The 24,409-nt window shown below is 49.2% G+C and carries 20 protein-coding genes, 11 tRNA genes and 2 rRNA genes; 30 read left to right on the top strand and 3 right to left on the bottom strand.

Annotated elements, in window-relative coordinates; genetic code table 11:
• The 21 genes from ACETK5_RS20185 to yajC form a co-directional block, all read left to right on the top strand.
• Positions 1–127, top strand: a 23S ribosomal RNA gene (locus ACETK5_RS20185); the annotation flags it as partial.
• A 132-nt stretch (positions 128–259) separates the two neighbouring features.
• Positions 260–376, top strand: a 5S ribosomal RNA gene (rrf, locus tag ACETK5_RS20180).
• Between the two features lie 10 nt (positions 377–386).
• Positions 387–462, top strand: a tRNA-Asn gene (locus tag ACETK5_RS20175).
• Positions 463–467: 5 nt separating this feature from the next.
• A tRNA-Ser gene (locus ACETK5_RS20170) sits at positions 468–559 on the top strand.
• Between the two features lie 17 nt (positions 560–576).
• Positions 577–651: transfer RNA gene (locus ACETK5_RS20165), tRNA-Glu, on the top strand.
• A 17-nt stretch (positions 652–668) separates the two neighbouring features.
• Positions 669–744, top strand: a tRNA-Val gene (locus ACETK5_RS20160).
• An 86-nt stretch (positions 745–830) separates the two neighbouring features.
• A tRNA-Met gene (locus tag ACETK5_RS20155) sits at positions 831–907 on the top strand.
• A 30-nt stretch (positions 908–937) separates the two neighbouring features.
• Positions 938–1,014, top strand: a tRNA-Asp gene (locus ACETK5_RS20150).
• Positions 1,015–1,034: 20 nt separating this feature from the next.
• A tRNA-Lys gene (locus ACETK5_RS20145) sits at positions 1,035–1,110 on the top strand.
• Positions 1,111–1,150: 40 nt separating this feature from the next.
• Positions 1,151–1,225: transfer RNA gene (locus ACETK5_RS20140), tRNA-Gly, on the top strand.
• A gap of 4 nt (positions 1,226–1,229) precedes the next feature.
• A tRNA-Arg gene (locus tag ACETK5_RS20135) sits at positions 1,230–1,306 on the top strand.
• A 40-nt stretch (positions 1,307–1,346) separates the two neighbouring features.
• Positions 1,347–1,426, top strand: a tRNA-Leu gene (locus tag ACETK5_RS20130).
• Positions 1,427–1,434: 8 nt separating this feature from the next.
• Positions 1,435–1,508, top strand: a tRNA-Pro gene (locus tag ACETK5_RS20125).
• Positions 1,509–1,655: 147 nt separating this feature from the next.
• Complete coding sequence (locus tag ACETK5_RS20120; protein WP_100535748.1) at positions 1,656–2,369, top strand: BofC C-terminal domain-containing protein; 714 nt, start codon at positions 1,656–1,658, stop codon at positions 2,367–2,369.
• A gap of 213 nt (positions 2,370–2,582) precedes the next feature.
• Complete coding sequence (ruvC, locus tag ACETK5_RS20115) at positions 2,583–3,086, top strand: crossover junction endodeoxyribonuclease RuvC (RefSeq protein ID WP_100535749.1); 504 nt, start codon at positions 2,583–2,585, stop codon at positions 3,084–3,086.
• Positions 3,083–3,700: a Holliday junction branch migration protein RuvA gene (gene ruvA, locus ACETK5_RS20110; protein WP_394057292.1), complete on the top strand. Its 618-nt coding sequence runs from the start codon at positions 3,083–3,085 to the stop codon at positions 3,698–3,700. The genes ruvC and ruvA overlap by 4 nt, the downstream gene beginning before the upstream one ends.
• A 30-nt stretch (positions 3,701–3,730) precedes the next feature.
• Positions 3,731–4,738 (top strand): Holliday junction branch migration DNA helicase RuvB, encoded by a 1,008-nt coding sequence (gene ruvB, locus ACETK5_RS20105; RefSeq protein WP_071222748.1) that lies wholly within the window; start codon positions 3,731–3,733, stop codon positions 4,736–4,738.
• Between the two features lie 57 nt (positions 4,739–4,795).
• The gene (locus ACETK5_RS20100) at positions 4,796–6,886 is read left to right on the top strand and encodes a SpoIID/LytB domain-containing protein (RefSeq protein ID WP_394057290.1); all 2,091 of its coding nucleotides are present in this window, start codon (positions 4,796–4,798) and stop codon (positions 6,884–6,886) included.
• Between the two features lie 5 nt (positions 6,887–6,891).
• The gene (queA, locus tag ACETK5_RS20095) at positions 6,892–7,923 is read left to right on the top strand and encodes a tRNA preQ1(34) S-adenosylmethionine ribosyltransferase-isomerase QueA (protein ID WP_100535752.1); all 1,032 of its coding nucleotides are present in this window, start codon (positions 6,892–6,894) and stop codon (positions 7,921–7,923) included.
• Between the two features lie 20 nt (positions 7,924–7,943).
• On the top strand, positions 7,944–9,083 hold the full coding sequence (gene tgt, locus ACETK5_RS20090) for a tRNA guanosine(34) transglycosylase Tgt (RefSeq protein ID WP_394057287.1): 1,140 nt from the start codon (positions 7,944–7,946) through the stop codon (positions 9,081–9,083).
• Positions 9,084–9,130: 47 nt separating this feature from the next.
• Positions 9,131–9,448, top strand: coding sequence for a preprotein translocase subunit YajC (gene yajC / locus ACETK5_RS20085; protein WP_100535754.1), 318 nt, complete (start codon positions 9,131–9,133; stop codon positions 9,446–9,448).
• Positions 9,449–9,561: 113 nt separating this feature from the next.
• Here the strand turns inward: yajC and ACETK5_RS20080 are convergent, their stop codons facing one another.
• Positions 9,562–9,951, bottom strand: a complete 390-nt coding sequence (locus tag ACETK5_RS20080; RefSeq protein ID WP_100535755.1) for a TIGR04086 family membrane protein — start codon at positions 9,949–9,951, stop codon at positions 9,562–9,564.
• A gap of 192 nt (positions 9,952–10,143) precedes the next feature.
• Between ACETK5_RS20080 and ACETK5_RS20075 the strand changes: the two genes are divergently transcribed.
• On the top strand, positions 10,144–10,923 hold the full coding sequence (locus ACETK5_RS20075; protein ID WP_326114820.1) for a DUF421 domain-containing protein: 780 nt from the start codon (positions 10,144–10,146) through the stop codon (positions 10,921–10,923).
• Here the strand turns inward: ACETK5_RS20075 and spoVB are convergent.
• A complete protein-coding gene (gene spoVB / locus ACETK5_RS20070) occupies positions 10,920–12,521 on the bottom strand; it encodes a stage V sporulation protein B (protein WP_394057284.1) in 1,602 nt (533 codons plus the stop codon). The two genes, ACETK5_RS20075 and spoVB, sit on opposite strands and share 4 nt — an antisense overlap.
• Positions 12,522–12,709: 188 nt before the next feature.
• On the opposite strand from spoVB, the gene ACETK5_RS20065 reads away from it, so the two are divergent.
• The 6 genes from ACETK5_RS20065 to ACETK5_RS20040 all read left to right on the top strand — a co-directional run bounded on the left by ACETK5_RS20065 (position 12,710) and on the right by ACETK5_RS20040 (position 19,363).
• On the top strand, positions 12,710–12,967 hold the full coding sequence (locus tag ACETK5_RS20065; protein ID WP_006208841.1) for a post-transcriptional regulator: 258 nt from the start codon (positions 12,710–12,712) through the stop codon (positions 12,965–12,967).
• A 131-nt stretch (positions 12,968–13,098) separates the two neighbouring features.
• Complete coding sequence (gene secD, locus ACETK5_RS20060) at positions 13,099–14,349, top strand: protein translocase subunit SecD (protein WP_100535758.1); 1,251 nt, start codon at positions 13,099–13,101, stop codon at positions 14,347–14,349.
• Positions 14,339–15,256 (top strand): protein translocase subunit SecF, encoded by a 918-nt coding sequence (secF, locus tag ACETK5_RS20055; RefSeq protein WP_394057282.1) that lies wholly within the window; start codon positions 14,339–14,341, stop codon positions 15,254–15,256. The genes secD and secF overlap by 11 nt, the downstream gene beginning before the upstream one ends.
• A gap of 138 nt (positions 15,257–15,394) precedes the next feature.
• The gene (locus ACETK5_RS20050; protein WP_394057280.1) at positions 15,395–16,360 is read left to right on the top strand and encodes a cation diffusion facilitator family transporter; all 966 of its coding nucleotides are present in this window, start codon (positions 15,395–15,397) and stop codon (positions 16,358–16,360) included.
• Positions 16,361–16,421: 61 nt separating this feature from the next.
• On the top strand, positions 16,422–18,821 hold the full coding sequence (recJ, locus tag ACETK5_RS20045) for a single-stranded-DNA-specific exonuclease RecJ (RefSeq protein WP_394057278.1): 2,400 nt from the start codon (positions 16,422–16,424) through the stop codon (positions 18,819–18,821).
• A gap of 26 nt (positions 18,822–18,847) precedes the next feature.
• Entirely contained in the window at positions 18,848–19,363 is a 516-nt protein-coding gene (locus ACETK5_RS20040) for an adenine phosphoribosyltransferase (protein WP_100535762.1), read from the top strand.
• A 93-nt stretch (positions 19,364–19,456) separates the two neighbouring features.
• On the opposite strand, the gene uraA is transcribed toward ACETK5_RS20040, so the two are convergent.
• Positions 19,457–20,755 carry a uracil permease gene (uraA, locus tag ACETK5_RS20035; RefSeq protein ID WP_100535763.1) on the bottom strand — a complete coding sequence of 433 codons (1,299 nt, stop codon included), beginning with the start codon at positions 20,753–20,755 and terminating at the stop codon, positions 19,457–19,459.
• Between the two features lie 301 nt (positions 20,756–21,056).
• Between uraA and ACETK5_RS20030 the strand changes: the two genes are divergently transcribed.
• Both ACETK5_RS20030 and dtd read left to right on the top strand, forming a co-directional pair.
• On the top strand, positions 21,057–23,234 hold the full coding sequence (locus ACETK5_RS20030; RefSeq protein ID WP_100535764.1) for a RelA/SpoT family protein: 2,178 nt from the start codon (positions 21,057–21,059) through the stop codon (positions 23,232–23,234).
• Positions 23,235–23,484: 250 nt separating this feature from the next.
• Entirely contained in the window at positions 23,485–23,928 is a 444-nt protein-coding gene (gene dtd, locus ACETK5_RS20025; protein ID WP_100535765.1) for a D-aminoacyl-tRNA deacylase, read from the top strand.
• Positions 23,929–24,409: the final 481 nt, after the last annotated feature.

Here is a 24,409-nt window from a genome sequence, read left to right as displayed (position 1 = left end):
AGCCCCCCTCAAGATGAGATTTCCCAACTAGTAAGACCCCTTGAAGACGACGAGGTAGATAGGTTGGAGGTGGAAGTGCAGCAATGCATGGAGCTGACCAATACTAATCGGTCGAGGGCTTATCCAACATATTTCAATGTGCTGCAAGTTTCGTTTCGTATCTAGTTTTCAGGTGATCAAAACTGATTTGTAAGTGTACAAGCTATACTTGCAAGGAGGATGATCACGGCATTTGGCGATGCCGGATCCTGAATATACGTTTGGTGGCGATAGCGGAAGGGTTCCACGCGTACCCATACCGAACACGACCGTTAAGTCTTCCAGCGCCGATGGTACTTGGACCGAAGGGTCCCGGGAGAGTAGGACGTCGCCAAGCGAATACATATTCCCTGATAGCTCAGTTGGTAGAGCACTCGACTGTTAATCGAGTTGTCACAGGTTCGAGTCCTGTTCGGGGAGCCACTTATGGAGAGGTGTCCGAGTTGGCCGAAGGAGCACGATTGGAAATCGTGTAGGCGCCAAAAGCGTCTCGAGGGTTCGAATCCCTCTCTCTCCGCCAGCAAGGACTTCATATATGGCCCGTTGGTCAAGGGGTTAAGACACCTCCCTTTCACGGAGGTAACAGGGGTTCGAATCCCCTACGGGTCACCACTAACATTATTCCAGACGGAGGCTTAGCTCAGCTGGGAGAGCATCTGCCTTACAAGCAGAGGGTCGGGGGTTCGATCCCCTCAGCCTCCACCATAATTATCCCCAAAAAGTGAAGCTCATGCTTCGCAGGTAATTCCGATTGCTTTTCGGGGAACTCATACAGGCAATCCTTATAATGACGCGGGGTGGAGCAGTTCGGTAGCTCGTCGGGCTCATAACCCGAAGGTCGTAGGTTCAAATCCTGCCCCCGCAACCAATTTATATCGCGGTAGCGATAATGCCTCATGGAACTGTGGTGTAGAGGCCTAACATGCCTGCCTGTCACGCAGGAGATCGCGGGTTCGAATCCCGTCAGTTCCGCCATTCTTTACTCTTAGTAATAAGAGCCATTAGCTCAGTTGGTAGAGCACCTGACTTTTAATCAGGGTGTCGAAGGTTCGAGTCCTTCATGGCTCACCATCTTTACCAAGAGAGCTTGAGACGGAATACATATTTCATTGCGGACGTGGCTCAGCGGTAGAGCATCGCCTTGCCAAGGCGAGGGTCGCGGGTTCGATTCCCGTCGTCCGCTCCATTTTGCGCCCTTAGCTCAGCTGGATAGAGCGTTTGACTACGAATCAAAAGGTCGGGAGTTCGAATCTCTCAGGGCGTGCCATTTTTCAATCAATTACTTACTCTTTATGAAATTTCATTGTGCCGGTGTGGCGGAATTGGCAGACGCGCGCGACTCAAAATCGTGAGGGAAACCGTGGGGGTTCGAGTCCCTTCACCGGCATTAATTAACGGGATGTAGCTCAGCTTGGTAGAGCACCTGGTTTGGGACCAGGGGGTCGCATGTTCAAATCGTGTCATCCCGATTCGAATCGAAAGACTGCTTTCAGTGTAACTGAAGGCAGTCTTTCTTTGTTATGGGTTGAAAATGATGCTAATGGCAAAAGCGGAACTGAATAATTTGGCAGCTTCCCGGTCACAATATGAAAAACATTGAATAGAAGGGGATAACCTTGAGTGTTTTTCATTTTTTTAAGAAGCTGTTCAGAAAACGCTGGAGACGCTGGAGACGCGCGATTTGGTCCTGTGCGATCATTTTGATCGCAGGTATCATGATATGGTCCGGCCAGAATATAAAGGATCAGATGAAAAGGCTGCTCACTGCAGCATCCAACGAAACGCCGCTGGCCGTAGAAACGATGCATTACTTGCAGATCGAGGATGAAAAGCAGGAAGAACGCAGGCAGGATCAGAGGGAATTCATGCAGAAGCTGAATACCTCGAAGGGAAAGAAGCATGTTCATGTTCGCATCACTTATGTATGTGGCATCGAAGAGCAGGATATGGGAAAGCTTACGGCGGACGGTATTTATGAACTGATGAATAAAAATCCTTTATGGCAGGGACGATTGGATAACAAAGGCGAAGTCTGGCTGGAGCACGCCGTATCTGACCTTTCACCGACCTGTAAGCGGCAAGCCTATATGAGCATCGATTCCAACGGAAACTTAACGTTGTTTGATGGCCCGCCGGAGGAAGAGAAAGTGATGCGGACCTTCTTTCAGCTGGATGTCGGTTCGATGGAGTCCTCTTTGCCTAAAGATGTGATTCAACAGCTTGAAGAAGGTATTCGCATTCAAGATATGGAAGAGTATAACAGTGTTCTGTCAACTTTTAGCGACTATGCACGGGATATGGCTGAGAATGTCATGAGCCCGACCCCTTAGATCGTCCCATACTTGTCGCTTCGTGACCGAAGATGCTGCTGCCCGGAAATTGTCCGGGCAGTTTTTTTACGTTCTATGGGTATGTCAACGGTCTCAATATAGAGGATACGCAACTGGTGCTTAAAGGATCAAAGTTTTTCCTCAACAGAGGTCGATCTTTTGTTATAATGGGAGAACGATACATATGTTCGCTTCATCAGAGGAGAGATTGGTTTGCGTATTTTAGGGATCGACCCCGGAATCGCGATTGTAGGTTTCGGGTTTGTAGATAAGGTTGGAAGTAAAGTCACGCCTGTACAGTATGGCTGCATCCAGACGGAAGCCCATACACCGGATGAAGAGAGGCTGCAACACGTGTACGAAGGCATGCTGCAGCTCATTGATAAATATGAGCCTGAGGCCGTTGCTTTCGAGAAATTGTTTTTTAACCGCAACGTAACCACGGCGATGTCCGTATCCCAGGCCAGAGGGGTTCTCATCCTGGCTGCGGTCCAGCGAGGACTCCCGATTGCAGAATATACGCCGATGCAGGTGAAGCAGGCGATTGTCGGCTATGGCAAGGCGGAGAAGAAACAGGTACAGGAGATGGTCAGGATGTTCCTGAAGCTGCAGAGCATTCCCAAACCAGACGATGTGGCGGATGCATTGGCTGTTGCGATCTGTCACGCTCATTCCTATACACTGAATTCCAAGTTAAATGAGGTATTGCGAAAATGATCGATTTTTTACGGGGACAGGTTGTCCACTTAGAGAGTGAATATATTGTATTGGATGTTCAAGGGGTAGGATATCGGGTGTTCTGCCCGAATCCGTATGCCTTTGCCAAAACTGAAGGAACCATCACGGTGTTTACCCATCATCATGTTCGGGAGGATGCCATCCTGTTGTTTGGATTTCCGACACGGGAGGAACAGAAGCTGTTCCGTAAACTGATCGAAGTCTCAGGAATCGGTCCGCGTGTGGCGCTCGGCATATTGGGCGGCGGATCTCCGGATCATGTAGTTTCCGCGATCTACCAGGAGAATGTATCCTTCTTAATCAAACTTCCCGGAATCGGTAAGAAAACGGCGCAGCGCATGATTCTGGACCTTAAGGACAAGCTTGAGGGATTCGGGAATGCGAGCATGATGACCGGTCTTTTTGCCATACAGGAGCCTGAACCGGAAGCAGATGGCTCGGCGTGGTCTGAGGCACGTGAGGGATTGAAGGCTCTTGGTTATACGGATAGCGAGCTGGACAAGGTTTGGCTCAAGATTAAGGATTCTGCCGCAAGCGGTGAATCCGTCGATGTGCTGATGAAACGGGCACTGCAGCAGCTATACTCCGGTTAGAGGATCGCTGCAGGAGAGGAGTTTATTTAGATGGACGATCGAATTATTTCCGCCAATCTGATGATGGACGAACAGGCTGTCGAGCTTAGTCTGCGTCCACGCTATTTGGCTGAATATATAGGACAGAATCAAGTTAAGGAAAATCTCAAGGTATATATCGAAGCGGCAAAAATGCGAAACGAAGCGCTTGACCACGTGTTGTTGTACGGTCCTCCGGGACTTGGCAAAACGACGCTGGCGAATATTATCGCCAATGAGCTTGGCGTTAATCTCCGTACGACGTCCGGTCCGGCAATCGAGCGTCCGGGGGATCTGGCTGCGCTTCTCACCAATTTGCAGGAAGGAGATGTCCTGTTTATTGATGAGATCCATCGGCTGCACCGGACGGTAGAGGAAGTGATGTATCCAGCGATGGAGGATTTTGCGCTGGATATTATGATCGGGAAAGGGCCAAGCGCACGTTCGGTTCGTCTGGATCTGCCACCGTTTACCTTAATTGGCGCCACTACCCGGGCTGGATTGCTCTCTGCGCCGCTAAGGGATCGTTTTGGTGTGGTAAGCCGTCTGGAATTCTATACGGTCGACGAGCTGAGTTACATCGTGTCACGCAATGCCGATCTTTTGGGGATCGAGATATTGGGAGAGGCAGCGGAAGAGATTGCCCTGAGATCGCGCGGGACGCCCCGCATTGCCAACCGCCTCTTGAAACGGGTGCGTGATTATGCCCAGGTTCGAGGAGATGGCATGATAACGCCAAGCATCGCTCAGGAAGCGCTGAAGATGCTGCAGATCGATCCGATGGGTCTGGACTTTATCGATCATAAAATGTTGAACGCCATGATCAAAAGCTTCCGCGGGGGACCTGTAGGCCTGGATACCATCGCGGCAACCATCGGGGAAGAAAGTCAAACCATTGAAGATGTATATGAACCGTATCTCCTGCAGATCGGTTTCTTGCAGCGTACACCCCGGGGACGGGTTGTGACGCCTACAGCTTATCAACATTTAGGTATTCCTTTCCCTGAGGATCGCCGTTAGATTATAGAACCAATACATTCATACCCAATCCTAATAGCTACAGGAGGAAAGACGTAAATGGATAGGAACTGGACGAAATCATTATTCGGTTGGACCACTAAGGGACTATTGTCACTGGCTGTTGCCGGAACCTTATGGAGCGCGCCTGCGGTACATGCGGCCGCTCCTTCATTAGACACGATTCGAGTTGCGATGTTTTTGGATTTGGGCAGTCAGTATAAATCGACAACCAATGCCGTTACGCTAAAATCCGCTGAGGCTCTGACGGCATCGCTGCTTGCATCCGGTGCTCAGCAGACTTTGATGAACATCCCTGCAAACCAGCAGGTCCGGATGAGTGTGGATACATACCGCGTCAAGGTGCTTGAGACCGCGGATTGGAAAACGGCTTCCGAAGCAGCGAAAAAACTGCAGGCGACGAATGACAAACCGATGCTGTTTGCGGACGGCAGTGTATACAAACTATATGCCGGTATGTACGGTACAGAGAAAGCGGCCGTGGAAGCGGCTGCGCGAACTGCGAAAACGGCGGCTGCTTATCTGAATGGCCAAAAGCCTTCCGTTAAAGGAGGACTGCATCTGTCTGCAGGATCATACAGATCGGAGGCCGAGGCGGAGTCTGTGCGTAAGACGTATGCAGATGCCGGTATGGATGCTTTCAATGTTGTGGTACCGAACGGAGGTGCATCCGCTTATGAGGTGTGGGTAGGCGAGGCTGCCAACACAGCCGATCTGACTGCAATCAAACTGGAAGCTGCTGCAATATCCGGTTCCCTCGTTGAACAGAATGGCGCCACCCCGGGTCTGATTGTGAGACGAGATGTAAGCCTGAACCTGGCGACTCCTCAAGAGTCACAGCATTATATGTTGTCGGGCGATCAGTCCGTTCTGCGGGTGGAGGGGAGTTCAGGAGCCGGGACGAATGTGAAGGAACGATCGGATCGTTCGTATCGAGGCGCTTTGGAGATCGGACAAAAGAACGGTCAATTGTATCTTGTCAATGAACTGCCGTTCCAGCAGTACCTGTATTCCGTCGTTGGAGCCGAGGTGCCGTCTACTTGGGGGGCTGAAGCTCTGAAAGCCCAGGCTGTGGCAGCGCGCAGCTATGCGCTATTCCAAGGAAATAAATTCGAAGTAGCTCATGTCGTCGACACAACGCTAAGCCAGGCCTATTACGGAACAGCCTATGAGTATCCGAGCATTATTCAGGCAGTGGATGCAACCGACGGCGAAGTGGTCATGAAGGACGGCAAAATCGTGGAAACCGTGTTTTCTTCCAATAGCGGAGGAATGACGGCAGACTCCACCGAGGTGTGGGGTAACCGTAACGATCTGTTTGCCGCGGTGGAAAGCCCTGGAGATTCCTCATCTCAAGCAGCGCTTAAATCCTGGTATCATGTACTTCTTCCGAGTGGCATTACAGGTTATGTACGTGAGGACAATGTGAAGGAAACCGGCAACAAAACATCGGCAGGACTCCTGTATATGACCGTTACCGCCAAGGATACGAACGTACGTCCACTGCCATTGATCCAATCCAACGTTGAGCCTGTAGGCAAGATGAATCCCGGAGAAACTGCCGTTGTCCTTGAGAAAGTGGCGGAATCCAATAGTTATGACTGGGTTCGCGGTCCCTATACTTCGGATCAACTGCTGGCCTCTCTAAAAGGGAAAACCTCCAACACTCTGCCTGCTTCCATTACTTCGCTGGATGTAACGGAGCGAGGCCCGTCCGGACGCGCCCTTACGGTGAAAGCCAACGGTCAAGTGCTGGACGTAAAATATCCGGATATGTTCCGCTCGGCTTTTAACGGTCTACCAAGCACATTGTTTGATATTGAATCAACCGGAAGTTATACTGTATTGAGCGCGAATGGTGCGGTATCCACGGTTTCAAGCGGCCAAACGGTATCCGTCATCTCAGGGAGCGGTAACGGTAATGTCAAAGGTTCCGGTACCGTTGTGATGAATGGAACGGGAAAAGCCCGTGTAATTGAAAGCTCTTCCGGCTTTAAATTTACCGGTAAAGGCTTTGGTCACGGACTGGGCATGTCCCAATGGGGTGCCAAGGGAATGGCAGACGAAGGGTATGATTATAAGCAGATACTCCAACACTATTACCGCAACACGACTATTACGAAGGACTGACCGATATGAATGTGGATTTGTATGATTTTGAATTACCCGAACATTTAATTGCGCAGACACCGCTGCTGGATCGAAGTTCTTCCAGGCTTCTCACGCTTAACAAAGAGAGCGGACACATAAGCCACCAGACGTTTGCGGACATCATAGACAGCCTGAATCCGGGAGATACGCTCGTATTAAACGATACGAAGGTTATACCGGCCCGATTGTTTGGTGTAAAGGAAGACACCGGTGCGAAAGCAGAGGTCCTTCTGCTGAAAAATAGGGGACAAGACCGGTGGGAAGCACTTGTAAAACCCGGCAAGAAGCTGAAAAAAGGAAACATAATTTCCTTCGGTGACGGGAAATTAAAAGCTGTAATTGAGGAAGAAGGCGAGATGGGTGCTCGCACCTTATCCTTCTCGTATAAAGGGATTTTCCAAGAAATCCTGGATGAACTGGGGCAAATGCCACTCCCGCCATATATTAAGGAAAAGTTGGATGACCGTGATCGTTATCAGACGGTATACGCGAAGCATGAAGGGTCCGCAGCCGCACCGACGGCGGGCCTGCACTTCACGGAAGCTCTCCTAGAACAGATCCGGGCCAAGGGAGTGGACATCGCCTTCATCACCCTGCACGTGGGATTGGGGACATTTCGTCCGATGTCCGTGGAACAGGTTGAGGATCATGTCATGCATGAAGAGTACTATTCCCTTTCCCAGGAAACCGCTGAGCTGTTGAATGAAACGAAGCGGCGCGGCGGCCGGGTTATCGCTGTAGGGACTACCTCTTGCAGAACGCTGGAGACGGTTGGATCGGAGCTGAACGGCGAGCCTCTGCGCGAGAGCAGCGGCTGGACAAGCATTTTCATATATCCCGGATATGCTTTTACCGTCGTGGATGCGCTGATTACGAATTTCCATCTGCCGAAATCCACGCTGGTTATGCTGGTCAGTGCGCTTGCCGGTCGCGAACACATTATGAAAGCGTACAAGGAAGCGGTTGATAAGGAATACCGATTCTTCAGCTTTGGCGACGCGATGTTTATCTATTAATTCGGAGGTTGGTTATCACAATGGCAGCAGCTGTTACTTATGAACATATTAAAACGTGTAAACAATCGGGCGCCAGGCTCGGCAGAGTGCACACTCCGCATGGCGTGATCGATACGCCGACATTCATGCCTGTGGGAACATTGGCAACCGTAAAAACCATGAGCCCGGAAGAGTTAAAAGCCATGGATGCCCATATTATTTTGAGCAACACCTATCACCTGTTCCTGCGTCCGGGACATGATATTGTGAAGGAAGCAGGCGGACTGCACAAATTCATGAACTGGGACCGGCCGATTTTGACCGATAGCGGCGGCTTCCAGGTATTCAGCTTGGCAGAAATGAGAAAAATATCGGAAGAAGGCGTACATTTCCGTTCCCACTTGAACGGAGATAAACTGTTTATTTCCCCGGAAGTTGCGATGGAGATTCAGAACGCGCTCGGATCTGATATTATGATGGCTTTTGATGAATGCCCGCCTTATCCTGCAGAGTATGAATACGTCAAACAATCCACCGAGCGGACCTCTCGCTGGGCTGAACGCTGCCTGAAGAGTCATGCCAGACCGGAAAACCAAGCGCTATTCGCCATCGTTCAGGGAGGCATGCATGAGGATCTGCGCCGTCAGAGCGCCCGTGATTTGACTTCCATGGATTTCCCGGGTTATGCTATTGGTGGACTTAGTGTGGGAGAATCGAAGCAGCTTATGTACGAAGTGCTGGATTACACGGTGCCCCTGCTGCCGAACAATAAACCTCGCTATTTGATGGGAGTCGGATCACCTGATGCGTTGATTGAGGGCTCGATTCGTGGTGTGGATATGTTCGATTGCGTGCTTCCGACGCGGATCGCTCGCAACGGGACAACGATGACAAGTCAAGGCCGTCTTGTCGTTCGAAATGCTCAATATGCCAGGGATTACGGACCGCTGGATCCGGAATGTGACTGCTACACTTGCCGTAACTACTCGCGTGCTTATCTGCGTCATCTGATTAAAAGTGATGAAACGTTTGGATTAAGATTGACGACGTATCATAACCTGCATTTCCTGCTCAATTTGATGCGTAACGTGCGTCAGAGTATTATGGAAGACCGTCTGCTTGATTTCCGCGATGAGTTTTTTGATAAGTACGGCCTTCATGATAATGAAAAAGGGTTCTAAAGCAAGTTCATGGCCATCATGATAAGTTTGTGAAAGGGGGGAAAGATATGTTTGGAACTTCATTTGATTTAGCAGCTGGTGCAGGTCAAGGCGGAGGCGGCATTTTAGGTTTGATTTTGCCGTTCGTTCTGATGTTTGTCATCTTTTATTTTCTGCTTATTCGTCCACAGCAGAAGAAACAGAAGACCAGGAACGCAATGCTTAGCGCCTTGTCAAAGGGCGATAAAGTGGTAACCATTGGAGGCCTTCACGGCACAATCGTGGAGATTACCGACGACATCGTGGTTTTGAAAGTGAACGATGTAACGAAGTTGACGTTCGATCGTAACTCTATCAGCCATAGTGTGAATGCGGATGCATCATGACGTTTCACCTACATATGGAATGTAATCGTCAAAACAAAGGCCGATTCCTTTTAGGAATCAGCCTTTGTTTTTTACATGATGTGAGATGCTCTGATGAGCATTAGAGACTAAAATTATTTTTTTAAGTTGACCCCGAACATTCCCCCGATGGCGCCCCCAGCAAAAACCGTGGCAATCAACGTCAAATCTCCGAGAGATAAGGAACTATCCAAGGCAAGAAAGCCAATGACGAGCAGCGTAATGCCGTATATCAGCCCTGTCAGGCAGCCGTAATACCAACCTCTGTTTCCTGCACGCTTACCGCTGACACAACCACCGATAAAGGCTGCGATAGCATGTACGAGAAATGTGTAGAACGATAAATCATCTTCGGCTAGACCGCTGCCCCATAGAAGCAGGGATAACGCCAACGCGCCAAGAAACATCCAGAAAAAAGAATACAATAATCCTGAAAGAATCGGATTGGTGATCCTGAAAGTGAATACTCGCCGGATCGGTTCCATGAATCATCCCCCTTAACTAATCTTGATCATTAAATTGTATGGCCAAGCCTGTACATATAGTACAAACTGAGCATTTTGCTGCCGGTTTTGCATGATTTCCATTAATTAATCCGTTGTAATCGAATGGGAAAAGCTATAGCAGGTCAGAATAGCTGTACATGAGAATGTTCGACAAGCTAGGAGGGATTGTTTATGTCTCATATGACTATTCTGATTCTGCGGACCATTCTGATGTACGTGGTCATCTTTGTTACCATGAGAATCATGGGCAAACGGGAAATCGGAAAGCTGTCCATCTTCGATTTGGTCATATCCGTTATGATTGCAGAGATCGCCGTTTTTGTTCTTGAAGATGTCCATAAGCCGATTTGGGAGGGACTCGCTCCTATCGCCGTTTTGGTTGCCATACAGGTAGGTCTTGCTTACATCGGACTAAAAAATCGAAGTATACGGCTGTTTGCCGACGGAAAGCCAAGTGTATTGGTGTCCAGGGGCAGGCTGCACCGCAAAGAGATGGCAAGGCTTCGCTATAATCTGGATGATCTGATGCAGCAGCTCAGGGGCAAAGATATTGACAGTCTGGCGGATGTGGAATTTGCGATACTTGAAACATCCGGTCAGCTCACCGTGATTCCAAAAGATACGGGCAACAGCTCCAACAGCAGTTCGAATAGCTCTTCACGTTCTTCCAACACCTCAACTGCCAACAATTCTTCATCCACTTCATTCCAATCCGAAAATAACCCTACAGTCGTAGATATTCCTTACGATAAAATTACGTATGAAGGCCTGCCCATTCCGCTTATATTGGATGGAAAGGTGCAGGACGAGAATCTTGAGTTGATCCAAAAAACGCGGTTCTGGCTTAAGAACGAGATACAGAATTACGGTGCTAAGGATTTTAAGGATATTTTTCTATGCTCCATTGACCATAGAGGCCGGATTTACATTGATCGTAAAGACAGGATCTAACGGCGGCTGAATTTATTGAACCAGGGACCGACGACAGGCACTCGCTCCAGATCCCGCGGCGTGACCAGCTTGGTCATAAAAATCATGATGAAATAGATCAGAATACCAACGGCGATGGAGGTCCAAAATTGCAGCCATGGCGCGTTCGAAAACGGAAGATGTTTGTACCCATAGAGGATGCAGGCACCCATAATGATCATAACCGCCCCGATTTTGACATAATCCAGCAGACGGAACCGAAAGCCGATCAGTCTCGATAGACTGAAACCGTGGAGTAATGTAACTGCAATGCTGTTTACGATAATGGCAATGACGGCTCCTTTAATGCCAAAGGCGGGATTGGATGCCAAATACACGATGAGGCTCATTTTGATGATCGCCCCGAATAACGTATTGAGCAGTGCCCGGCCCGGACGGTCCAGTGCTTGCAAAGCAGCTTGAAGCGGGGACTGCACATACAGGAACAAGGCAAACGGCGCCATGATTTTGAGCATATCGCTAATCTCCGCGTTGTCGTACAGGAGCAGGCATAATGGCTCAGCCAGAACAAACATAATGATGGCAAACGGAGCTCCGGAGACCAGGGCTAACCGAAGGGATTGATTCATACGTTTGTGGATCGTAGACCGATCATTACGGGCGGCTGCTTCCGAGAGTGAAGGTACCAGAGAGATGGCCAAAGAAACTGTCAATGCACCGGGCAGCAGCAGGAGCGGGATGATCATCCCTTGCAGTGCACCGTACTGGGCTGTGGCTACGGATGTCGCTATACCTGCCATGGCGAGACTGCGATTGGTCAGAATCGTCTCCAGCAGGTAGGAGAAGGAACCTACCATCTTGCCTCCCGTTACCGGCAATGCAATGCCGAGTAAACGTTTCAGGATGCCTTGATTCGATGGAGAGTCTTCTTTTGTTTTTTTTTCAGAAATGGGTTCTTGGGATTTGGGTAAAAGTTTGTTCGTTCGTCGTCCCTCGCCGGAATATTGCAGCAGCAGCGCGATCATGCCAATCAGTTCTCCTACGGCTGTTCCGAGCATGGCACCCGCCGCCCCATAAGCGATGCCTTTGGGCATCAGGAGATGCGCAAACCACAGCATGCAAATAATTCGGACAATCGTCTCGATCACGGAGGAACTCGCGGAGGGAATCATGTTCTGTTTACCTTGGAAATATCCGCGGTAGACCGACGAAACGGCAATGATAATCATCATGGGTGTCATGCTGATAAAGGTTTGGTATACACGCTCGTCCGGCAAAAGCACGCCGGTTACCCAAGGGGCAAGGAGCAGACTGAGTCCCATAAAGAGGGTGCCTGCTGTAAGCGTCAGCATCAGGCTGACATGCAGAATTTGTTTGGAAGCATCCCTCTTCCCGGCACCTTCTGCTTCGGCAACCATTTTGGCGATGGCAAGCGGAATTCCTCCGGTAATGATCGTCACGAGCACGATAAAGAAGGGGTAGCCCAGTTGGTAAATTCCGACACCCTCGGGTCCAATGATCCGGGGGAGGGCGATCCGGGGGATAAAACCGAGTAGGCGGTTTAATATGCCGGCTGCAAGTAAAATCAGCGTTCCTTTAATAAATGATTGCTTGTTCACTGTCCATCCCACTCCCTGGTTAAGACTGAATACGGTGACACGACATGGCTATTCTTATGGATATGCCCTACCTGTCCCATCTGATGACTTTACTTTTTTTTCAGGACATGGTAGGAATAGAAGGAAAGCAATGTATCATGTCGAATGTAACTTAGGGACAACAGGGAGTCAGTGAGGAGGCCATATGCATGGAACTCGAGCAAATGAGCGAGGAAGAATTGATGAGCACCATTGAGATGGTATGCTTGAGCAAGGTTGAGGAAATGCATTTGATTGGGTACGAGTATGTGACGAGCGACGATATTTGGAACTGTGTCAGCAGCAAATATGAAAAGGAAGGCGTTCCCTCCCTCCACAAACTGGTCAATGACATTCTGTCCTTGAAGGCGACAGCGTTAATGAACTATATGACAATATCAGCATATAAGGGATCTTCTTTCGATTAATCGAAGAGGTCCCTTTTGCCTTGCGGATATAAGGGTTCATTCATAAGCCCGACATATTTTGATAAATTGACTGGGTTTTATGACATCGCTATAATAGGAATATTGAGTAAAAAGGGGGAACAAAGGACGGCATGAAGAGAATTATCAGTTTCGTCGGAACCGTACTCGTGATCACTGTTTTAATGGCCGTTACAACTCCAGGCTTGCTGAAAGACGTCCGTCTAGGTTTGGATCTTAAGGGTGGATTCGAAATCCTTTATGAAGCAGAGCCTTTGATGGAAGGGCAGCAAGTCACAAAAGAAGCACTGCAGGAAACCGCAAAGAGCTTGCAAAAGCGTGCGGATGCAATGGGAACATCGGAGCCTGAGGTTACGCCCGAAGGGACGAACCGAATTCGCTTAAAGGTGGCAGGCGTAACGGATGAGGCGGAAGTTCGAAAAACAATGAAAGAACCTGCGAACCTCACATTCCGAAGCAATGACGGCTGTAAAGAAGGCGAGGAGTTCTGTAAAATTGAGCTCCGCGGCGACGATTTCGTCGAGAACGGCGCATCGGTTGCCTATGACCAGCTTAATCAGCCTATGATAGATATTAAAGTGAAGGACAAAGGGAAGTTTGCTGAAATTACAGAACGTCTTCTCGGTCAAGAGCTGGCTATCTTCATGGACGACCAATTGCTGTCAGCTCCGACGGTACGGGCCGTATTAACCGACGGTACCGCACAAATTACGGGGAATTATTCGCTGGATGAAGCGAAGCAGATCCGGGATACGATTAATCTCGGTGCTCTGCCGCTGAAACTGGTTGAGAAGTACTCTCAGAGCGTAGGAGCTACGCTCGGTATGCAGTCTCTTACGAAAACGGTACAAGCAGGTCTTATCGCATCGGTTGCGATTCTGCTGTTCATGATTATTAGATATCGCGTACCGGGTTTGCTGGCAAGCTTTGCACTTATTTTGCATACATGGCTTCTCATTCTTATTTTCGTATGGGCTGACTTTACGCTGACGCTTCCAGGTATTGCGGCATTTATATTAGGTATTGGTATGGCGGTTGATGCTAATATCATCACCTATGAGCGCATTCGGGAAGAGATCAGAACTGGCAAGAGTGTTCCATCAGCTGTGAAAGCAGGCGGTAAGTCATCCCTGCGAGCGATTATGGACTCCAACTTGACAACGATACTCGTTGCCGCTGTCATGTTCGGATTTGGTACCGGCGCGGTTAAAGGTTTTGCGCTTGTATTGATTCTGGAGATCATCGTGAGTATTGCCACGAACGTTTATTTCTCCCGTTTCTTGCTCAATCTGCTTGTGAATATTGGTTGGGCCCGCAAACCGAGCCATTATGGCGTAAAGGAGCGTGACATTCGTGAGCTTTAAGAACTTTGATTTCGTAGGCAAAAGCAGATTTTTCTATATCCTATCCATTGCAATTACGATTCTGGGCTTGGTATTCCTCTTGACTCGTGGTCTTAACTACGGAGTTGATTTCCAATCCGGCTCGAACGTAGACATCTCACTCTCCAAGCCCTTGACTACGGAGCAGATTAATACCGTATTAAAAGAGGCTGGAATTGGTGAAGATGCGAGCGTTACTCCCGGTCATGACCGCGTCAATATTCGATTCAGCGAGGTGCTGACCGAGGATCAGGACCTGAAGCTCCGTTCCGGCATTGAGAAGCTGGATAATAAGGCAACCTTCGAGATCAATACGGTTGACCCCGAGATGGCCAATGAGCTTGGACGGAACGCCATTTATGCCGTGCTGCTCTCCTGTATCGGGATTATTATCTATGTCAGCATCCGCTTTGAATGGCGATTTGCGATTGCAGCGATCGTAGCGCTGCTGCATGATGCATTTGTTGTCATCAGTATCTTCTCCATCCTTGGATTAGAGGTGGATCTAACATTCATTATCGCCGTTCTGACCATCATCGGTTATTCGATAAACGATACGATCGTTATCTTTGACCGGATCAGAGAGAACTTGAGATTTGCCAAGATTAAGAGAGTCTCGGATCTTAAGGATCTGGTTAACAAAAGTTTGTCCCAGACGATTGGACGTTCGATCTATACGGCATTGTCTGTATTCATCGCTGCTTTCTTCATGCTCCTGCTTGGCGGCGAGTCGATACAGATGTTCTCGCTGGCCATCTGTATCGGGTTGGCATTCGGCGCGTACTCTTCGATCTTTATCGCAAGTCCGTTGTGGCTTCTCCTTAAAGGGCGCAATGCCGGCAATAAACCAAATTCACCGAAGCCAAGCAAAGATAAGATTGAAATCTAATTCAGCCGCTGTTGGCGTAGCAGTCTAGATAGCAGAGGATCCTATACAAGTGGAAAGCCGCGTCGCAGGCGACGCGGCTTTCTAAAGTTAACAGTACGATTAGCACAGGATCGATAGTGACATTGAGGGGGGCCTCAAGTGAGCAATGAACGTTTGAATCATACGGAGACTGTCCTTTGGACAGGCATTGTAACGGATTTTGCATTGGCCTTGTGCAAAGGTATCGCCGGTTATTTATCCGGCAGCAAGGCTCTAATCGGAGATGCTCTGCATTCTGCGGCGAATGCCGTAACTTTATTGGTGGACCGTTTGCCAAGCCTGGGCATATTCGGAAGTAAAAGCTCCATTCGGGACAAACGGAACGTTTCGGACACGACGGAGCCCGTGATCTCGATTCTATTTGCCGTTTTATTGATCATGGGCGGTATTCAAATTGCGGTATCCGCGATTCAGACCATGGCATCAGGCGACTTGGAGCCGCCAACCAAATCGGCACTGCTTGCGGTCTTCATCTCACTCGCGGTGAATGAAGCGGTGTTTCAGTACCAATGCCGGCAGATAAAAAGAAACAATGACCCCCGGTACGAGTTGCTGTCCGCTGATCATCGATTTGCCCTGTACTCTTCGCTTACGGTATTGATCGGCGTGTCACTAGCGATGGGTGGCTCCTACTTTGAATGGACACCCCTGCTCTACATGGATTCGGTTGCGGCTCTGATTGTAGCTTGTCTCGTGGTCCGCAAAGGGTATATACTAATCGTTCATTCCGTCTATGGAACGCTCGTGGAAGAGAAGCGGCATGAGCACGAAGCCGAATTCATGGATACGATTCAGCGAGTGCATGGCGTGATCACGATCGAGGAACTGAAGGTACAAGAATACGGGCAGATCCGTCATGTGAACATTGAAGTGAAAGTTACCGTGAATCCGCGGACGTCCGTATTGGAGGCTCAAGAAATTGCCGAGCGAATCCGGAAGCTGTTAACTCATCGTTTTATTCAGGTTACGGATGCCAAGGTTCACGTTGTACCCTATGAACCGGGTTATCCATATAAATCGAACTATGACTTGATGGATAACGATATGCCGACACTTCCGCAGTAGCGTCTGGAGCTAATAGGTATAAGACAGCAGGAAAAAGGCAGGAAAAGGAAGGTGAGTCCCTGTGCTGTATTCCAAATATGAATGGAGAATACGCTCGGCAGAGTCATCGATCACCGATAGGCTGGCCCAGGATCTGTCGCTGCCACCCATGGTGGCTTCCCTCATGGCGTCACGGGGGATACAATCAGCCGAGGATGGACGGAGATTTCTACATGGAACGTTTGAGCTGACGCATGACCCTTATCTTATGCAGGGGATGCAGGAGGCTGTACCGCGTATTCGTAAAGCGCTGGAGGATCGGGAGCATATTCTAATCTATGGCGATTATGATGCAGACGGGGTTTCCAGCACGTCATTGATGATTCATCTGATGCGTCACTTGGGCGCATCTTATGATATTTATATACCTCACCGATCCAATGAAGGTTATGGCTTACATAATCACGCGCTGGATTGGGCCCATCAGCAAGGGGTCAGTCTGGTCATTACCGTCGATACCGGGATTAGCGCAGTCGAGCAAATTGCGTATGCGAACAGCCTTGGCATCGACGTGATTGTTACGGACCATCATGAGCCCCCTGAAGTGCTGCCAGAAGCTTACGCGCTGATCAACCCGAAAATCCCTACATGCCCTTATCCCTTTAAGGGGCTGGCAGGCGTAGGCGTGGCTTACAAGCTGGCACAGGCTCTCGTTGGAGAACCGCCGGAGGAATGGTTACAGATTGTTTCAATCGGGACCATTGCTGACTTGATGCCGCTCACGGGGGAGAATCGGGTGCTTGTGAAGCATGGGATTGAATCGATGCGGAATACGAGGTATGAAGGCATTCGATGCCTGCTTGAGGTGTCAGGGATCCATGTGGAGCAGGTGACAGCCGTTAATGTGGCATTCTCCATGGCACCCCGGATTAACGCCAGTGGCCGTCTGGATCATGCAGGACGTGCCGTAACGCTGCTTACAACAGAACACCGGGAAGAGGCGGAGCGGCTTGCCTGGGAATTGGATGGGCTGAACAAGGATCGGCAGCAAGTGGTCGAAAACATCGTCCAGGAAGCGCTTGGCATGGTTCAAAACCGTTGGAGAGGACAGGAGGTTCCTCCTGTCATTGTATTGGCGGGTGAAGGCTGGAACGTTGGCGTGGTTGGCATCGTGGCTTCCAAAATACTGGAGCGATTCTACAGGCCTGTCGTTATCCTCGGGATTGATCCCGAGACGGGGAACTGTAAAGGTTCCGCCCGATCGATTCCTGGTTTCGATATTTATGCGGCTCTGCACTCCTGCAAGGACGTCATGGACCATTTTGGCGGTCATCCATCTGCAGCGGGCATGAGCCTCCATCGGGATCGCTTGGAGGAATTTGAACAGGGACTTCATCGATATGCGGAAGAAGCACTCGAAGAAGAACATTTAATTGCAACCTGTGAAGCGGACCTGGAGGCCAGCTTGTCGGATGTATCGGTGCCCGTTATTGAACAGATCGAACAGTTAGGTCCATTTGGTATGGCCAATGCCGTACCGAAGATCGTCTTTCGGGATGTTGTCATCAAGGACGTCCGCAAAATTGGCAAAGAGGGGAAACATTTGAAGCTTCGTTTGCAGCAGAAGCGGGAGGTTATCGATGCAATCTCATTCGGCTGGGGACATCTTGCCGATATTTTGCCGGTGGGATCGGTTGTGGATGTGCTTGGCGAGCTTTCCGTGAATGAATGGAACGGGAGCCGTAAAGTACAGCTTATGATTCAGGATATCTGCGCACCTTATCAGCAGGTGTTTGATTACCGCGGGATCAAAGAACCGTTACAGGAAATTCAGCGGTGGAGAGCCGAGCTGGAGCCGCATCTGCGTTGCCCGGCAATCCGTTCGGCAGTGGTGTACGCAAAAGATTCACATCCGGAAATAAAAAGTCAATTGTATGATATGTGCCTTTGGGTATATGATAGGAATGCTGGCATCATGCCGGAAAATGATATTGCTGAGAGCAGTCAAGAAGATATTTCCGTTTTGTTTGTACTGGATGTACCGGAAACGGCTGAACAACTGGATGCATTCATGTCAGCCTTCCATTCCGTTCCCAATATATTCATGCTGCATCCGACCCGGAACCAGCGTGATCGGCTGCAAATTCCGGACCGCGAACAGTTTAAAAAGCTGTATGTTTCACTTGCCGGAATGACGTCCGCTCCCATGTCGGAGAATGAGGTTGTAACACGTCTGCAGAAGCAGACGTCCTTGTCCACACGCATGCTGCTGAAAGTACTGGATGTGTTTGAGGAATTGGCGTTCATCCAGCGCGTCCAGGGACAGATAACCTTCATACCGAAGCCGGAGAAAAAACCGCTGGACGCTTCCCGTCACTTCCGTGAACTAAGCGATTTGGCGGATATGGAGCAGCATCTGCTGCATGCCGGTACGGAACAATTAACCCAATGGATGATGTCCCGCACAAAAGGCGTATCTTAACCGCAACTATACAGGAGGAGATTATTTTGGATTTTAAAGATTATATTCGTGTCGTTCCCGATTTTCCGCAGGCGGGGATCAGCTTCAAAGATATTACTACACTGCTGAAGAATGGTGAGGTGTATCGCAAAGCCATCGAAGAATTGAAGGTCTTGGTATCCGATCTCAAAATTGATGTGATAGCTGGTCCCGAAGCCCGTGGATTTGTCGTGGGTGCTCCGCTGGCTTATGCGCTTGGAGTAGGATTCGCGCCCATTCGCAAAAGCGGAAAGCTTCCCTACGAAACGATCGAAGTGGGATATGACCTCGAATATGGTAAAGATCGCTTGGCGATGCATACCGATGCGATCGAGAAGGGGCAAAATGTATTGATAGCGGATGATCTTCTTGCAACAGGCGGTACGATTGCGACTTCGGTTAACCTCATCCGTCAATTGGGTGGAAACGTTGTTGGAGCTGCATTCATGATCGAGCTGGCTGATCTCAATGGCCGTTCGAAGCTGGATGGAATCGATGTATTTACATTGATGCAATACGAGTAATCGACAAAATGCTTCCCGATTTTCCCGGGAAATAATAATCGCCCTGAGCAACCAGCTCAGGGCGATTTTCAATTTGTGATAAGGTTGTTAGTTTCAATCCGGCGTTTTTTCTACGAGGGGCTCATCATTTTTTTCATTGGAGAGCCCGGTAATTTCGAAGACTTTGAAGAGGAGAGCCATGAGGACACCTACGATGGTTGCCAAGGCCATACCCTTCAGCTCGACGGTACCGATTTTCAAGGTTACACCGCTAATCCCTGTTACCAGTACCAGCGTAGCCAGGATCATGTTGCTTGCTTTGGAGAAATCGACCTTTTGCTCAACAAAGATCCGAAGACCGGAAGCTGCGATAACCCCGAACAACAACAGAGATACGCCGCCCATTACAGGTGTAGGAATGTTCGCTACAACGGCGGAGAACGTTCCTGAGAAGGAGAGTATAATCGCAATAATGGCTGCTCCGGCAATTACGAATACCGAGTATACCCTAGTGAGTGCCATGACCCCGATATTTTCACCATAGGTGGTATTAGGTGTGGAGCCAACGAAGCCGGACAGAATGGTGGATATACCGTTACCGAGCAGGGAACGATGCAGGCCAGGGTCTTTGGAGAGGTCTTTGCCTACAATATTGCTGGTTACAAGCAAATGCCCAATGTGCTCCACGATAACAACGATAGCAACCGGAATAATGGTGAATATTGCTGCGACATCAAATACTGGGGTTGTCAGCTCCGGAGCCGACAGGAAATTCGCGTTCGCAATTTTCTCCGTGTCCACGACACCAAGAGCAAAAGAGAGAGCATAACCGACAACGATTCCGATCAGAATGTGAATGATTTTGGCGAAACCGCGGAACAGGATGGACCCGAGTACGGTGACACCAAGTGTCACGAGTGAAATCGTAATGATTTTTGGATCAATGGATTGCCCCTCTTCTGGTAAAAAACCTGCCATGCCAGCAGCAACCGGAACAAGCTCAAGCCCGATCATGGCAATAATGGCACCCATGACCGCAGGCGGGAATACGAAGTCGATCCATTTGGTGCCTGCATATTTAACGATGAGAGCTACGAGACAGAAGATGATACCGGTAACGATAAAGGCTCCTAAAGCTTTGCCATAGTTGGCTTCCGGATTTTTGGCCAGTACGATCAGAACCGGCGATATAAAGGCGAAGCTGGATCCCAAGTAAGCCGGAATTTTTCCTTTACATAAGAAAATGTAGAGCAGTGTACCAATACCATTCATCAGCAGGATCATGCCGGGATCCACACCAAAAAGGTTCGGTACAAGCACCGTACTTCCGAACATGGCGAACAAATGCTGCAGGCTCAGAAGGAACCCGGGGCCAAACGGAAGTTTCTCATCTACTTGAATTTCACGTTGCAAACCATTTCACTCCTCTTAGGACTTTAAATATAGGACCGTTCGCGTACGATCTTTAATAGATTAAATACAATCGTTCGTTTTTTCAACAATAATTTTTACAGTTCGTCAAAATATTCAATTCATGCCAAGTTTTGATGTCTCCGCGATGGAAACGGGCATACTATAAGTGTCTGAACGCTCGACATGTTGACGTATAACGTCACAAGCGTCATAATGATAGGAAAACAATCACGAGGGAACCTGCACGTTTTGACAAGGGCGGGTTCCATTTTATATAGAAAGGGAAGAGAAGGACTCCAAAATGGGCATAGAGCGATTACTCGAAAAGGCCAGCGCCTATACAAAAGAACCCGATCTTCTCCGCATCCAGGAAGCTTATGAATTTGCGGAGCAAGCCCACCACGGACAAGTGCGGAAATCGGGAGAACCTTATATTCTTCATCCGCTTGCGGTTGCAGACATCGTGGTGAATATGCAGATGGACACGTTGTCTATTATTGCTGCGTTGCTTCATGATGTCGTTGAGGATACAACCGTATCGCTCGAGCAGATCCGTGAGCGCTTCGGGGATACCTGTGCACTGCTGGTGGATGGTTTAACGAAACTCGAACGTATCCAATTCCGATCCAAAGAAGAGCAGCAGAACGAAAATTATCGTAAAATGTTTATCGCGATGGCACGGGACATCCGGGTGATCGTGATTAAGCTGGCGGACCGGCTTCATAATATGCGTACTCTTAAGTATCAGTCCGAGGAAAGCCAGCGCCGTATTTCATATGAAACGCTAGAGATCTTTTGCCCGATCGCCCATCGTCTAGGTATTTCCGCGATCAAGTGGGAGATGGAGGATATTGCGCTTCGTTACTTGAATCCGCAGCAGTATTACCGCATTGCGAATTTGATGCACAAGAAGCGGGCCGAACGAGAGCAATACATCGACAACGTCATCGTCTGTATTCGTGAGAAGCTTGACGAGATGGGCATACAAGCCGACTTATCCGGTAGACCGAAGCATATCTACAGCGTGTTTAAGAAAATGACGGTCAAGAACAAACAATTCAACGAAATTTATGATCTCCTTGCAATCCGCATTATTGTGGACAATATTAAGGATTGTTATGCTACGCTGGGGATCATCCACACCCTGTGGAAGCCGATGCCTGGCCGTTTCAAAGATTATATCGCCATGCCAAAAACGAATATGTATCAATCCCTTCACACGACGGTGGTTGGACCGAACGGGGAACCGACGGAGGTTCAGATCCGGACCTGGGAGATGCATCGTACGGCGGAGTACGGTATTGCAGCACACTGGTCCTATAAAGAAGGTTCCGCAGGCAACGGAGGCAGCTTCGATAATAAGATGACGTTCTTCCGTGAAATATTGGAACTGCAGCATGAGACGAAGGATGCCTCGGAGTTTGTAGAATCTTTGAAGATGGACTTTTTCTCTGATTTGGTCTTTGTGTTTACGCCAAAAGGCGAAGTGATCGAGCTGCCCTCAGGCTCCGTCCCTCTCGATTTTGCTTACCGAATTCATACTGAAGTAGGAAACCGCACCATTGGTGCGAAGGTCAACGGCAGAATTGTTCCGCTGGATCATCAGCTCAAGACCGGAGACATTGTGGAAATTTTAACATCGAAACATTCATACGGTCCTAGCCAGGACTGGTTGAAGATTGCCCAATCCTCGCATGCCCGCAGTAAGATCAAGCAATGGTTCAAGAAAGAGAAGCGGGAAGAGAACGTGGAGAAGGGGCGCGAGATGCTGGAGCGCGAGATCAAGCGCCTCGGTCTTGATGTGTCCGAGTGGACGACCGATGATAAATTAATGGAGGCGGCCAAGAAATTTGCCTTTAATGATATCGAGGATATGTTATCCGCGGTTGGCTTCGGCGGGATCACGGCCGCTCAAATCTGCACCAAAGTGACCGAGAAGCTCCGTAAGGAGCAGGAGGAAGCGAATCAGCTTGAATTGACCTCCGAGATGAAGGAAATCAAGCCGGCGGAGAAACGAAGCCGTCCGACTAACGGCGTTCGCGTTAAGGGGATTGATAATCTGCTTGTACGTTTTGCGAGATGCTGCAATCCCGTTCCCGGCGATGATATTGTCGGTTACGTTACCCGCGGACGCGGGGTATCGGTCCATCGTTCGGATTGTGCCAATCTGCCGTCCATGGGTGAAGGCGAAGATGCCGCGCGCGTGATTGAAGTGGAGTGGGAAACGGCCGTTGAGGCTAATTACAGCGTCGATATCGAAGTGACGGGCCATGATCGTAACGGACTGTTAAATGAAGTTCTTCAGGCGGTGTCAGAGAGCAAGACGAATATTTCCGCTGTGACCGGCCGATCTGATAAGAACAAAATGGCGATGATCCACATGACGATTTTGATCCGCAATACGGATCACCTCCATTCCGTTGTGGAACGAATCAAGCGGGTGAAGGATGTTTATACCGTTCATCGAATCATGCAGTAATGGCTATGACGGCACGCTTGCGTGGTTAACGGACACCGGGGTTCATGGACATGGATAGTCTCGGATATTAAACGAATGGGCGGTCTGTTATCCTGCGGGAGACAGGCCGTTTTATTTTAAGATATCAGAGTATAGACTTCGGAGGCTCTGCTGCCTAATATCGCAAGAAAAACTACCGCTAAACGCGGTCTGTCTTCTTAGAGAGTACATTGATAGACATTTTTCTTATGGAAATGAAGGAGCTAAACCAATGAGAGTGGTTATTCAAAGATGTAAGCATGCGCAAGTCACGGTTGACAATGAAATCGTTGGCAAGATTGAAGCGGGATTGATGGTGCTGGTTGGTGTTACGCACGAGGATGAAGAGAAGGATGCCAAATACCTTGCCGAGAAGGTTGCAGGGCTGCGGATTTTTGAGGATGAGGATGGAAAAATGAATTTTAGTGTCCAGGACGTGGGCGGAGCCATTCTGTCGGTATCCCAGTTTACGCTCTATGGCGACACCCGCAAGGGAAAACGTCCGAACTTCATGGCCGCCGCCAAACCGGATGAAGCGAATGCATTGTACGAATCCTTTAACCGCGAGCTCTTAGCGAAGGGATTGCAGGTTGAGACCGGGATATTCGGAGCTATGATGGACGTGTCGCTAACCAATTGGGGACCGGTAACCCTGATTATTGACAGCAGATCATAAACGGTTAAATAGGCGGGCAGCATGCATCATATTGGAGAGTTGGGGCATCCTGAGTGGATAATCGCTTGTTAGGTATTCACACTTAAAAAGGAGTCGTGTTCGTTATGCGTCAACCTCCCAAATTTTCGATATGGAGCAGTTTGCCTACGATGGTCGGGTCCGGAGACATTAGGGAAGCAGCGAGCACAGAACGCATGGTTACGGCTTCGGAAGATTCTGTACAACTCATTAGCATAAAGGGAAATATGCGGAAGCAGCTGCCGAGATCGTAGAGCTAAATAGGATAGTGAGTCACTTCTGGTGACGACGTAGCAGAGCCTGAGAACATTTCAGGCCTTTTTTTATTTCACTCATAAACCGGGAGTCCTTAGAGTCCTTGTAATGCCCATGTACTGTACCTGAACGGTGTAGATCGTAGGACTTCCGTCCATTCCGCTGTTATAAAAAGGACATTCCAGGGTAATAACAAATCGAGGACGAT

Origin of the sequence: Paenibacillus ilasis, from assembly GCF_043195395.1 — a bacterium.
Classification (GTDB): Bacteria; Bacillota; Bacilli; order Paenibacillales; family Paenibacillaceae; genus Paenibacillus_AQ; species Paenibacillus_AQ lautus.
The sequence above is the reverse complement of the archived record's forward strand: the minus strand, read 5'-3'. Positions and strand labels throughout refer to the sequence as shown.